Origin of the sequence: Hafnia alvei (assembly GCF_964063325.1) — a bacterium.
Taxonomy (GTDB): Bacteria; Pseudomonadota; Gammaproteobacteria; order Enterobacterales; family Enterobacteriaceae; genus Hafnia; species Hafnia alvei_B.
Map to the genome: position 1 here is coordinate 4,621,818 of NZ_OZ061315.1, position 13,373 is coordinate 4,635,190.

A 13,373-nucleotide genomic window follows, 5' to 3' on the forward strand; every position below is an offset into this window, starting at 1 on the left:
TCAATTATCTTGTGAGTATAGACCTATTTTTCTGCAAAAATAATCCGTGCAAACTCAGCGCCATCAATTATTCATACCCAAGAGATTTCAAACCCCGCTGTCTGTGGCTTGAAAGATGAAGATAGGAGTTTGCAGTTATGCCATTAGCTCTGTTTGCGCTGACCATCAGCGCGTTTGCCATCGGCACCACGGAGTTTGTTATCGTGGGCCTGATCCCAACTATCGCCGCAGATTTACAGGTGTCCCTGCCGTCTGCTGGCCTGCTTGTCAGCTTATATGCGCTCGGCGTTGCCATTGGCGCACCGGTGCTCACCGCGTTAACCGGCCGTATGCCGCGTAAAACGCTGTTGATTGGCCTGATGGTGCTGTTTACTCTCGGTAACCTGTTAGCGTGGAAAGCGCCCGGCTACATGTCGCTGATGACCGCTCGCGTGCTGACCGGCTTAGCCCATGGGGTCTTTTTCTCTATCGGTTCAACGCTGGCCACCAGCTTAGTGCCGAAAGAGAAAGCCGCCAGCGCCATCGCGATTATGTTCACCGGTTTAACCGTGGCACTCGTCACCGGCGTACCTTTAGGAACCTTTATTGGCCAACACTTTGGCTGGCATGAAACGTTCTTGGCGGTTTCGCTGCTGGGGATTATCGCCCTTATCGGTAGCCTGATTTTCGTCCCTAACGGTTTAAAACACACACCACCGGCGTCCATCGCTCGTCAGTTGACCATTTTGAAACAGCCACGCTTGTTGATGGTCTATGCTAAAACAGCTCTGGGCTACGGCGGTAACTTTGTGGTCTTCACCTTCCTTGCGCCTATTTTGCAGCAGGTCAGTGGGTTTAGCGCCAACGCCGTAACGTGGGTGATGCTGATTTACGGAGTATCCGTGGCTGCGGGTAACTTGTGGGGTGGACGCTTAGCCGACCGCATGGGCCCAATCAAAGCACTACAAATTATTTTCTTACTGCTAGCCGCCGTACTTGCCGTGTTCAGTTTCACCGCGCACAGCCCAGTGTTGGCCTTGATTACCGTGTTGTTCTGGGGTGCAGTCGCCTTTGGTAACGTCCCAGGTTTGCAGGTTTATGTGGTGCAACAGGCAGAACGCTACGCACCTCACGCCGTTGACGTGGCTTCTGGCTTGAACATCGCAGCCTTTAACCTCGGCATCGCCGGTGGGGCATGGGTCGGCGGTATGATCGTTGAGAACTATGGCCTGATGGTGACACCGTGGGTTGGCGCAATTGTGGTTCTGCTCGCATTTGGTATGACACGTTGGAGCGGCGCATTAGACAAACGTGTATGTGCTCAGTAAGGTAAGCGTCCTTTAAACCACTTTATGGGAAGTTTGGTAATGACAAGATTTCAGCGCAAAACAGGATTCATCGTACTGATTGTTATTGTGCTCCTCGTCATTACCAGCTTCTTCTTCCTTCGTCCCTCGCACCCTGATGCGCTGTGGAAAATTGTCAGCCAGCAGTGCGTGCCGCATCAACAACAACGACAAAACCCAAGCCCCTGTGCCAAGGTCAACCTTGCGCAGGGATTTGTGGTATTTAAAGACCGCAACGGCCCTCTGCAATACCTATTGATGCCAACCGCCAAGGTCACAGGCATTGAATCTCCCCTCTTGTTAAACCCACAGCAACCCAACTATTTTGCCGATGCATGGCAACGGCGGGATTGGCTGTCAAAGCGTTATGGCAAACCAGTGCCGGAAAACCTGCTGTCATTTACCATTAATTCTGAATATGGACGAACGCAAAATCAGCTGCATATCCATATGTCCTGCACTAAACCCAAGGTACTTGCGCGGATTACGGCTTTAGCGCCCTCACTGTCATCGCAATGGCAACCGATACAGATTGGGATCAATCACCACAGTTACTGGGCGCGAACGCTCGACAAAAACGCGCTGGGGAAAAATAGCCCATTCATTCTGTTAGCCGAAGGTTTACCGCAGGCGCGGGAAAATATGGGAGCATTTGGGCTGGCATTGCTTCCCACGACGGAAGGCAACTTTGTGCTGCTGGCAACCCAGCGCGAATGGTGGCGATTGAATTTGGCTTCTATCGAGGAAATACAGGATCACAGCTGTGCGGCATTATATGATACGGCGAATACGCTCGCCAAATAGCCGGGGCGGAAACCCGCCCCGAACAAGAGATTAGCTGCGGATTTTTCGGTAGATAAACAGCACCACCAATGCACCAATAACGGCAACGATAAAGCTGCCGAAATTAAATCCATCGACTCTACCGTAGCCAAAGAAGGTACTGATATAACCGCCGACAACGGCACCCACAACCCCAAGGATCACGGTAACAATAAACCCACCGCCGTCTTTCCCCGGCATAATCCATTTAGCCAGAATACCGGCAATAAGACCGAAAATAATCCACGAAAGGATACCCATATACTCCCCCTAAATTTACTGATTAAAAATAATCTTACCCACACCTAAATTATAGTGCGCCTTACGCTACGGGTTGCTATTTGTCTTTGGCGTTTCGTTTGCTGGAGCCGCACCATTCTGAGCCGGCGGGTTTTGCTTCATGCTGTCTTTAATCGCCTGAGTTTTGGTTTGAGCCTCGGCGGAAAGATCGTTTGCACCGCTGATGGCGCTCTCTTTAATGGTCTTCGCCTGATCGATTATTTGATCGCTCTGCTGCTTGGCCTGCTGCTCTATGGATTTGGCCTTAGCTTTCGCATCATCCGTAAGGGCATCGGCACGTTTTTCGGCTTCACTTTTAATCGCTTTAGCTTTATCGCTGAGTTGATCGGCCTGTGCATCCGCTTCTTTCTTCAGCTCATTGGCTTTTTGTTTAGCGGCATCGGTAATTTGATCGGCTTTATTATCCGCTGCGTCTTTGATTTGTTCCGCGTTATCTTTCGCTTTATCAAGATTGGCATCAACTTTAGTGGAATCGTCACAGCCCGCGACAACCAACCCAATAAAAGAAGCTAACAGGACTTTATTCCATACTTTCATCATCCGTTTTCCTTGATATCTGTGTGTATTAAAAATGAACAACACAATCATGTTGTTACACCCAGAAAGCATAGTACAAATTCTCTGCCTCGCCATTTTTGACAAGGCGACTGACTATTTTTTCATCCCTTTTAGCATGCCGCCACACTGGTTAGAGTCCACATCGCTGGGTGAAATCAACGCCAGTAAAGCTGCTGCTGGGGCAACCACTGCGCCAAGCGCCACGGCAGCAACGCCGCGCGCAATCAGCGGTCCGGCTTTAACGCCCGCATCAGGATGCTTAAATGTACCCTTTACATAAAGCGGCGAACGCAGGGTTAGAACCCGCATACCTTTGCTTTCAGGATCGACAGACAAATCCATGCGTTCGGTGGCCAGATTAACGTTACCCGAAATATTGATCACCGCATTTTCGGTGTCGAACACAAACAGGCGAGTCGCGGCTAAACCATTTTTAATGCCGATGTCCGCTGCCGCACAGTTGATCTTCACCTCATCGTCACCAAACAGCTTACCAACCAGATAATTCCCCACGTTCAGGCCCGCAATTTCCATCAGGTTGCGGCTTATCACACCATCGTTGATTAGGAGACGCACATCGCCGTTGCTGGTACCCAGCAAGTCAGCCACCGAGTTGCCCGTGCCGCTGATTTTGGCATCGCCGTTGAGCTGCCCTAAGCTACGGCGCATCGACTCAACGTTAGGCAACAGTTTCTGTAACTGGAAACCACGTGCATGCAAATCCGCCATGCCGCGCATTGGCGTGCGTTGCCCTTCCAAACGAATTGTCGAATTCAAATTACCGCCAGCCACGCCAAAACGCAGCGGATCCATTAACAGCGTGCCGTTGTTGAGCACCAAATGGGTGTAGAGATCGCTCAGCGGCAAGGACTCACCGTGTTCAATCCGCTTGGCGGTAAATTTAACGTCGGCATCCATCGTCGACCACTGCTTGGTATCAAATTTATCAGCAGGTAAAACTTTGTCTGACGGCTGTGTGGCTTTATCGCCTCGGTTCACCTTCTCCTGATTAGAATCAGCCCCGATCAGCGGCGCTAAATCAGCAAAACGCAGCTGGTTAGACACCAGTTCACCGCTCAGTGAAGGACGTGGTTTGCTCACTTGATAGGTCAGGCTGCCGTGAATATCGCTGTCGCCGATTTTGCCGTTGAAGTTTTGATAGCGGTAAATCGCGCCTTTATCGCGTTTAAGCTCTGCGCTTAAATGACCATCGGTGGAATAAGGCGGCGTATCCGGTAATACGATCCCGGTCAGTTTATGCAGCTGACTTAAACTCTGCCCGGAGAATTGTAATCGCAGATCGAGCGCGCCTAAATTCAGCGGATCGCTAAGCGTACCGGCAATCGCAACCCGCGTTTTGCCTGAACGCACATCGGCCTGTAGTGGGAATAAGCCATCAGGATCGCGTAACGCCAGCATCCCACCTATCTTGCCGCTGCCCGAGAGCGATTCACCGTTGTACGACCCATCGACTTTCCAGCCAAAGACATAGTCAGGTGCTTTCTTACCAGTAACCTTCTTCGCCGCACCGCTGTTTCCCATCACCTCACTAAACGGCAACGGTTTTCCCAGCGGATCGACGGTGGCCTTGAGTTTTGCATGGGCGATCGCATCGTCATAAGCGATCACCCCCTGATCAAACACAATGTCGTCGATCTTGAAAGACCATGCAGACTTTTGATCCTTCGCCCGATCGTCCGTTGAGGAATTAGCGAGTTCAAACGTCCAGTTATTCTTACCATTTGCTAGCCTACGCAGCGAAGCATCTGGCTGTTTGAGTTTAATGCGAGGGATATAAACCTGTTTGCCGAGCAGCGCCAACGGGGCGAGGCTGGCATCAACCCGTTCCAGCGTAACCATCGATACCGCAGGGATCTCCGGCGGATTACCGAGCACGATATCTTCAGCGTGAATATGTGGCCAAGGCACCCAAGAGCGCCAGCCTGTTTCATCGGTAGGGCGCGCCCAATCCACGCCAAGATCGCCTCGAATAGCGAATGGCCGATTGAGTTCTGTAGAGACTTTTTGATTGATCGTAGGTTTGAGTCGGTTCCAATCAAAGGTCATCACAAAGACAACGATCCCAACGATCAATACCACTAAGATCCCTGCTAACCAGCTAAATGCTTTTCCTGTTCTGGTCATGGCATATCCTAAATATTTAATCTAATTGATGATGTTTCCCACACATAACCATAGGTTAAATATTAGATATATGCCCGTTTACGGGCAAAACTGGAGGCTTATTACCCGTAAAAATCACTCGCGAAAGAGCGTGGGCAATTGGTGCAGAGAGTCGAATCGATTCGGGCGGGAGAGATAGAAACCCTGCGCAGCGCAGGCCTCTGAGCGTTTTACCAGCATCCATTCCTGAGAGGTTTCAACCCCCTCGACAATAACGCCTTTGGTATAACGACTCATCAACGCCACTAATGCATAAAATAGCCGAACGCCCTCATGGCTTTCGCGTAAAAACGAGAACAGCGCGCGATCAAGTTTGACGAACTCATAGCGGCACTCCATCAGCGAAGAGAAATTTGCTAATCCGCTGCCAAAATCATCGAGCCATAAACGATGTACATCTTCTAGCGACTGAATAGGGATCGTCAGCGCCGCATACGCATGTTCAACCATTTCAAAGCGCAAATAGGGCATACTTTCCAGCAGATTACGGGCTTCTGGTAATAGCTGAATAGACTGCAACGTTTGTCCATCAACGTTCACAGATACCAACAAATCGCGCTGCTGAATAAAGCTATGCCAATGCTGAATCAGCCTAAGCTGTTCCAGCACCACATCTTCACGCAGATCCTGTGAGATTTGCTCGAAGTAATCTTCAGGCGATAAACGGCAATCAGGATTATCAGGGTGGTAAACCGCTGTCAGCAGTTCAATCGCTAACGGCACACCGCTGGTACAGTAAATAGGCTGGAAGGTATAGCTTCTCTGGCACTGGCTCCAGAAATTTAGCTCGCGGGTAGGCTCCAGTGCGGGCAACGTGGGCATAATCCACCCCGCCTCGATTGTCTTGCCAATTTTCATGTATCCACCATCCGCATACATCATGTGAGAACCATTTTCTTTGCCCTTGCGGACAATGAACAAAATCAGTTATCGGCAAGGATCCTTAAATCTTTATAGCCAAAATAATTCAAGTTACTTGAATGCGGCTAACGGATCAGCGGTAACCAAATAGCGGAGCTTGGCAAATGAGCTACGCTATTAATTCGTTTTATGGGAATTTATTAGCCTATTTTTTACACCAATGGAGTATCAAAATGCCTTTCGTTAATATCAAAATCACTCGTGAAGGGGCCACCACCGAGCAAAAAGAAGCGCTGATAGCTGGTGTCACTCAGTTACTGGTCGATACGATGGGAAAAAACCCGGCCACCACCGTGGTTATCATTGAGGAAGTCGAAACCGATAACTGGGGAATTGGCGGAAAAAGCGTGACCGAGCTGCGCAAGAAAAAGTAGCGTGCAGTAGTAAACAGTAACCTAATGCCGCCCACTTAAGCTCAATTTTAGGGGAAGTACACCGATGGGGTCGTAGCGGCGTAAGCCGCCGACAACTTTGCCTGGAGCAAAGTTGAACAACGCTTCGGCGTTGGCCCTTGAGGTGGAACACAAGGATGTGTTCCATAACGGCCCCGCGGGGTACTAGCCCCGTGTATCTCGATCGCCAAAACGACATTACACAAAACACTCATTTTTAGATCCATATCATATAAAAATAGAACACTGTTTTATTTATATTGACGCTGAGTTTTCCAACGGGGAAACTAAGATAACTGCGTTTTTACGACCTCAATAAAACAGGCTTTCCTTCATGACCATTGCTTCCCATTCCAATGCAAAAATTGCCGTCATCGGCGAATGTATGATTGAACTGTCGCAAAAAGGTGCGGATCTTTCCCGTGGCTTTGGTGGCGATACGCTGAATACCTCGGTTTATCTTTCACGTCAGGTGCCTGAAAATGAGCTAGCCGTGCACTATGTCACCGCGTTAGGTACAGATACGTTCAGCAACGAAATGTTGGATGCGTGGCAGCGTGAAGGGGTAAAAACTGAGTTAACCCAGCGCTTGGACAACAAACTTCCCGGCCTCTATTTTATTGAAACCGACGCCAACGGCGAACGCACCTTTTACTACTGGCGCAACGATGCCGCTGCACGCTATTGGCTAGACGGCGAAAAAGCCGATGCGATTTGTGACCAATTAGCTCAATTTGATTATCTGTATCTCAGCGGAATTAGCCTTGCTATCCTCAACGAGGAAAGTCGTGAGCGCTTACTCACTTTATTAAAGCGCTGTCGCGCCAACGGGGGCAAAGTTATTTTTGATAATAACTACCGTCCACGTCTGTGGCAGAGCGTCGAACAAACACAGGCAGCCTATACCGCAATGCTGGCCTGCACCGATATCGCCTTCTTAACGTTGGATGATGAAGATCTGCTGTGGGGGCAAAAAGCCGCTGATGAGGTTATTGCACGCACCCATGCACTAGGCGTGAGTGAGGTGGTGATTAAACGCGGCGCTGATTCTTGTATTGTTTCAGTCGATGGGCAAACCGTAGACGTGCCCGCGGTTAAACTACCAAAAGAAAAGGTGGTTGATACCACCGCAGCGGGTGACTCATTCAGCGCCGGTTACTTAGCTGTTCGTCTGCGTGGCGGAACACCAGCCGCATCGGCACAACGCGGACATCAAACCGCCAGCACCGTCATTCAGTACCGTGGGGCCATCATCCCGCAGGAAGCCATGCCTCGCTAATAACCTTTCTATGCCCCATCCTTCCCCGATCAAGGGAAAGGATGGGAAATCACAGAGTTAACCGCCTTACTGAAATCTACTGAGCTGAAGTTGGCTCTTCTTTTGCCGCCGGATCCGCCTGTGGTGCGGTTGCAGAAGATGAAGCATCTTCCGGCACCGCATCACCTGCCGCCGAGGCATCTTCCATATTTAGTCCCATGGTATTGTTGTAGACATCACGTAACGCTTTCACGTTTTCCTCGGGTTCACCACGCGGCTGGCGCAGAATCAGCGTTGGTTCACGAGAAAGCTGGTTATGCAGCTCCTGATTCAAATCATCCAAAGTCAACGTTGCTAAGAAACTCTGACGCAGCTTTTGGTAGGTTTCAGGAGAAATATCTACCACGCCGCTTTGCTGCGAACGCAAACGCTGGCTCATCAGAACATCGGTGTCCGTGCGCGCATAAGTCGCAAACAGTTTGGTTAGCTGATCTTTCTTCTGCGCAATCATGGTATCAAATTCTTGCTGCGTAACGCCGTCATCATGCACCGCAGACATTTCCGTAGCGATAAAGCTCAGGGCTTTATTCAGATTGGCCTGCGTAGTCGACAGATGGATAGCGCACTGAGAACGCTGATATTGCACCTGACAATCAAACATCAGATTGACCGCCCCTTTCAGATCGCTGTTTGCCAATACCTGCTGTAAATGGCTGAACAGCGCTTCGCGAGCGAAATCACTTTTCCAATAGCGCTGAAGAACCTGAGAATCGCGAATTGGCTGCCAAGGCACATCCCACGTGATCGACAGCGTGTCCTGCTGTGCGTTCTCGGCAATCAGGTTAATCGGCGTAGTCGGCAGCGGAGCCAGCGTTGGTAAGGTTGCTGGCGTTTCACGTTTGCCTTTCAGATCGGCAAAAGCTTTATTGATCTGCTCGCTCAGGGAGCGGGAATCAACGTTACCGACCACGTAAAGCGTCATTGCATCTGGCGTATACCACTGCTGATAAAAGGCCTTCAACGACTGAGTATCTACCGGACGGTTTGGCCCTTGACCAGGCTCATGCCCAAGCATCGTTGAGCCTTTGAGACGAAGGCGCCACAAAGGATCGTTAGCATCGGAAGGCAGCGTCGCCACTAAATTTTCTGGGGATTGCAGAGCGCTAATCACCGTATTGCTATCAATATTCAACTTACCCGCGGTATTCGCCAGCCACAGCAACGCCTCTTTCAGCAGCTCAGGGCGGTTATTCGGCAAGCTTAAATTGTATGCGGTGTAATCATAAGAACTCACCGCCGGAGGTAACGGGCGCTGAGGGTCGATACTTTGTTGCCAGAACGATTGAAGCTGGCTCGCGGTAAAATTATCGCTATGTGTTAATGCTAAACGCGGCAACAGATGGGCAAAGCCCACCTGCTGATTTGATTCTACAAGTGAGCCAGTGCTCACTATCATACGCAACTCAATCCGATCGGATGGACGCTGTGGTGTGGCTAACAATTGCCATGAAAAACCATTATCCAGTTTTCCTTCCTGCCACGCGGGATCGGGCTGTAGTGCTTCAGAATGCACAGAGCTGCTGGCCGCCGCCAACAACAATCCACCAACCATGAGCCGAATTTTGGTGCCTTGCATGTGAACCCCTACTAAATACTGACAAAAATGTGCGAATTCCCCTGAGGAAGATAACCCATCTGGCCTGTAAAAACGGCTAACTCAACGCGATGAGTCAAGCATCGATTTTTAGACCACAAGAGTGGGATTATGTCACCCGACAGAGAGAAAAAAAGTTCTAAACAACAGCGACACTAGACAACAAAAGGCTCAGGAAGGTCGCAAGTCAGGATCGCTGGCGCATCTGAAGCCGAAAGTATGACGAATGAGTTGTTGTAGAAATGAATGGGCACATTATAAAGATGCCCCCGCTCGCATCAAGCGAATGGGGGCAATCCGTCATGTTCGGTAACAAAAACCGAGGAATAGGAGGGTTATAAGGTCTGTGTTTGAGCTGCGTTACGGTCTTTTTTACCTAAAACCGCCTTCATTTGTTTTTCATCTAGCTGGCGAACACGCTTCGCAACCACAATAGTCGCAACGCCGTTACCAATCAGATTCGTCAACGCACGCGCTTCTGACATAAAGCGGTCGATGCCTAAAATCAGCGCCAAACCCGCTACCGGTAGATGCCCTACCGCGGAAATGGTGGCAGCCAGTACGATAAATCCACTTCCGGTTACACCTGCGGCCCCTTTCGATGACAGCAACAGAACCACCAATAAGGTAATTTGATGCCAGATATCCATGTGTGAGTTGGTTGCCTGCGCAATAAACACCGCCGCCATGGTCAGGTAAATCGAGGTGCCATCAAGGTTAAATGAGTATCCTGTTGGTATCACTAACCCCACAACCGATTTCTTACAGCCTACTTTCTCCATCTTATCCAGCATGCGCGGCAGTGCAGATTCAGATGAGGAAGTCCCTAATACAATCAGCAACTCTTCTTTGATGTAGGCAATGAAACGGAAAATACTGAATCCGGTGGCCTTGGCGATGGAGCCCAGCACAAACACCACGAACAGCACACAGGTGATATAGAAGCAGATAATTAACTGTCCCAGTTGCACCAGCGTTCCAACGCCATATTTACCAATGGTAAAGGCCATCGCACCGAATGCACCGATTGGAGCCAGTTTCATAATCATATTAATGATGCCGAAAATGACTTTCGAGAAGCTGTCGATGAAGTTAAACATCATCTGTCCTTTCTCGCCCAGATGATGCAGTGCGAAACCAAACATCACGGCAAACAGCAGAACCTGAAGGATATTCCCACTCGCAAAGGCACCGATGACGCTACCTGGGATAATATCCATGACGAAAGCAACCAAGCCTTGTTGCGCAGCCTGATCGGCATAGACCGCCACCGCTTTGGCATCCAACGCGGCGGGATCGACGTTCATCCCCGCGCCCGGTTGGACGATATTCACAATCACCAAACCAATAATCAGAGCAATGGTGCTCACTACTTCGAAGTAAAGCAAAGCAATCGCGCCGGTACGACCAACGGCCTTCATGCTTTCCATACCAGCAATCCCAGTCACCACCGTACAGAAGATAACTGGAGCAATAATCATTTTGATCAGTTTAACGAATCCGTCGCCCAGAGGTTTCATCTGTGCGCCGAGGTCAGGGTAGAAATGGCCTAGTAATATCCCCAGAGAGATAGCTAATAACACCTGGAAATAGAGGCTTTTAAAGAGGTTTTTTTTCATATTTATACACTTCCTTATCGGGTACGCACGCATCAGATACAACGCACTAAAGGCGGGGGTTACACTCGGTACAACCATCCTTTATGACTCTGTACTGCGTTGGACGCAAAATAACACCGGCGTAACAATATGGAAATGCAATGTTGTAATTAGTAACCAAATTTTATCATTTTTAAGAGCTGAAACGTATCAAACCCGCAACGAAAAAAGGGTTATCACTACAAAGGGAAGGGATTTTTATGGAAGGATGGCCAGCGAACTGGCCATAATCAGTTGTTTACTAAGCGTAATCTTTAGATAAGAAAATACTTTCTCTCAAACTCTTCCTGCGGTAACGCAGGAGAGAACCAGTAACCTTGCGCATAGTAGATACCGTGTGCAAGCAACCACTCGCATTGCGCATGTGATTCTACGCCCTCGGCCACCACGTCTAACGCCAGCACATCGGCAATAGACGCTACAATACGCACTAAAGCGTCATCGGCAGGGATCTGGTCAACAAAGTTTTTGTCGATTTTAATAATATCCACCGGCAGATGCTGCAAGTAGTTCAAGCCAGCGTAGCCCATACCAAAATCATCCAAAGCAATCTTAATACCGATTTTGCGCAAACGCGCCAACATCTCTGCAGCCTGTTCCATATTGCTGATATACGCCGTTTCCGTTACCTCAAGATGCAGCATGTGCGGATCGAGTTGGTACTCTAGCAACATTTTTTCCAGCAGCTCAACGTAGCTGAGATTAGCAATCTGAATACCTGAAACATTCAGCGAAATCGGCACGCCGATATTCTGCTTTTGCCAAGCCGACAATATCTTCATCGACTCGCTAATCACCCACTCATCCAGCGCCTCTATTCCACCGACTTCTTCCGCCAACGGGATAAATTCAGAAGGTAAAGTTAGTTCGCCGTCTTTGCGATTCCAGCGGATCAACGCTTCTGCCCCCGCCAAGCGCCCCGAACGCAAATCAATTTGCGGTTGGAGATAGAGAGAGAAATCACCTTGGGTGAGCGCCTTCATAATCTCTGTTTCTTTGGTCAACCGCTCTTTAGCCTTGCGAGCCAGCATTGGTTCAAAGAATAGGGTTTGATTTTTGCCTTCTCGCATCGCCATATTCATGGCTGAACTTGCCTGACTTAAGAGAAGCTCGGCCTCTTTCTTGGCATCAATCGTCTCCTCTGCGTTTGGCTGGTAAAACGAAATCCCAATGCTTGCCGTGGGCCGTAGCGCCACCGTTTCTAAATCAAGCGGCCGCGTGATGGAGTCCATCAGGTTTTTCGCCAATAGCATCAGCGAGTGTGGCATTTCAACGTTTCGAACCAGCACTACAAAGCGATCCTGATTAACCTGAGCCAACATATCGGCTTCGCTCACGCACTCTTTCAACCGGCAAACTAATGACGTCAGTAACGCATCGCGCTGTGTGGTATCCAACACCCCCATCGCTTCTTGCAATGTGCCGATATTGATCACAACGATGCCTGAATTCTCTTTGCGGCAAACCAATAAATGCTGTTCCAACAAAGGAATAAACAGCGTCATATTCGGCAGATGGGTCAGAGGATTATGCGTAGACATACGGCTCATCGCCTGATGAGCTTTTTCTAACGCCTGCTGATTACGATTATAGTTGCGCACCAATAAGCCCAGTTCATCATCTCCGTGCGACGGCGGCGGCGTAAGCTGATGAAAATTGGGGGTATCGAGCGGCATGCTGCGCAACTCTTGTGCCAGCGCGCGCAACGGGTACACCAGCAGCCGATTCATACACCAGCTAATAGCAACGGTAAGAATCAAAGCCAGCAAAAGATAGGTCGATACCATGGTAGACAGCGTCGACAAAATAAACTGATAAATGCGGAATGAATCGGCCTGTAAAACGAGATAAGACGACGGCTGCCGCGCCGCAATATTGCGTTCAATGCCGTAAAGCGGCATCGAAACCTGGACAGGCAGATCGAAAATCTTCATCACCGCTTCAGGAACGGCTCGCTCTTGAGGAAAACGGCCTTTAAGCGCCTGAAGCTCATTGGGCAACATCACGTCGGCACGGCTTAGAATACCGATGGGGACTAGGCTATCGAGAATTTTTTGGGCTCTCACCGCGTCCATATTCAACATGGCTTCAGAAAGCGGCTCACGTACCGAATGGGCCAAATTCTCCAGTTGCTGGACGTAGTCCTCCTTACGCTGGTCCACAAAATGGAACAGCTGAATCACGACAAAAATACAAATCGTAATGAGCGCCACAACCGACACCATTGCCATTTGTTTGATCGTTAAGGAACGACTGACTCGCAAACTGTCTCTCCGATAACATCTAATTTAAACAATAAGA

Annotated in this window: 11 protein-coding genes; 4 read left to right on the top strand and 7 right to left on the bottom strand. The window is 49.5% G+C overall.

The genetic code is table 11. From position 1 onward, the window contains the following. Positions 1–137 precede the first annotated feature (137 nt). Positions 138–1,307: an MFS transporter gene (locus tag AB3Y96_RS21480; protein ID WP_367300175.1), complete on the top strand. Its 1,170-nt coding sequence runs from the start codon at positions 138–140 to the stop codon at positions 1,305–1,307. Positions 1,308–1,346: 39 nt separating this feature from the next. After that, the gene (locus AB3Y96_RS21485) at positions 1,347–2,129 is read left to right on the top strand and encodes a CDP-diacylglycerol diphosphatase (protein ID WP_367300176.1); all 783 of its coding nucleotides are present in this window, start codon (positions 1,347–1,349) and stop codon (positions 2,127–2,129) included. Between the two features lie 30 nt (positions 2,130–2,159). Here the strand turns inward: AB3Y96_RS21485 and AB3Y96_RS21490 are convergent, their stop codons facing one another. From AB3Y96_RS21490 to pdeH, 4 genes are all read right to left on the bottom strand, one after another. Then, entirely contained in the window at positions 2,160–2,408 is a 249-nt protein-coding gene (locus AB3Y96_RS21490; RefSeq protein WP_025799506.1) for a GlsB/YeaQ/YmgE family stress response membrane protein, read from the bottom strand. Between the two features lie 66 nt (positions 2,409–2,474). Next, positions 2,475–2,984 (bottom strand): E3 ubiquitin--protein ligase, encoded by a 510-nt coding sequence (locus AB3Y96_RS21495; RefSeq protein ID WP_072309479.1) that lies wholly within the window; start codon positions 2,982–2,984, stop codon positions 2,475–2,477. Positions 2,985–3,098: 114 nt separating this feature from the next. Beyond that, positions 3,099–5,150, bottom strand: coding sequence for an AsmA family protein (locus AB3Y96_RS21500; protein ID WP_367300177.1), 2,052 nt, complete (start codon positions 5,148–5,150; stop codon positions 3,099–3,101). 114 nt (positions 5,151–5,264) lie between these two features. Further along, a complete protein-coding gene (gene pdeH / locus AB3Y96_RS21505) occupies positions 5,265–6,047 on the bottom strand; it encodes a cyclic-guanylate-specific phosphodiesterase (protein ID WP_072309478.1) in 783 nt (260 codons plus the stop codon). 236 nt (positions 6,048–6,283) lie between these two features. On the opposite strand from pdeH, the gene AB3Y96_RS21510 reads away from it, so the two are divergent. Both AB3Y96_RS21510 and AB3Y96_RS21515 read left to right on the top strand, forming a co-directional pair. Continuing rightward, the gene (locus tag AB3Y96_RS21510; RefSeq protein ID WP_025799514.1) at positions 6,284–6,484 is read left to right on the top strand and encodes a 2-hydroxymuconate tautomerase family protein; all 201 of its coding nucleotides are present in this window, start codon (positions 6,284–6,286) and stop codon (positions 6,482–6,484) included. A 352-nt stretch (positions 6,485–6,836) separates the two neighbouring features. Then, entirely contained in the window at positions 6,837–7,781 is a 945-nt protein-coding gene (locus AB3Y96_RS21515; RefSeq protein WP_367300178.1) for a sugar kinase, read from the top strand. Between the two features lie 76 nt (positions 7,782–7,857). Here the strand turns inward: AB3Y96_RS21515 and AB3Y96_RS21520 are convergent, their stop codons facing one another. The 3 genes from AB3Y96_RS21520 to hmsP form a co-directional block, all read right to left on the bottom strand. Then, a complete protein-coding gene (locus AB3Y96_RS21520; protein ID WP_367300179.1) occupies positions 7,858–9,396 on the bottom strand; it encodes a M16 family metallopeptidase in 1,539 nt (512 codons plus the stop codon). A 353-nt stretch (positions 9,397–9,749) separates the two neighbouring features. Then, entirely contained in the window at positions 9,750–11,033 is a 1,284-nt protein-coding gene (locus tag AB3Y96_RS21525; RefSeq protein WP_040044438.1) for a dicarboxylate/amino acid:cation symporter, read from the bottom strand. Positions 11,034–11,326: 293 nt separating this feature from the next. Continuing rightward, a complete protein-coding gene (gene hmsP / locus AB3Y96_RS21530) occupies positions 11,327–13,336 on the bottom strand; it encodes a biofilm formation regulator HmsP (protein ID WP_367300180.1) in 2,010 nt (669 codons plus the stop codon). Positions 13,337–13,373 lie beyond the last annotated feature (37 nt).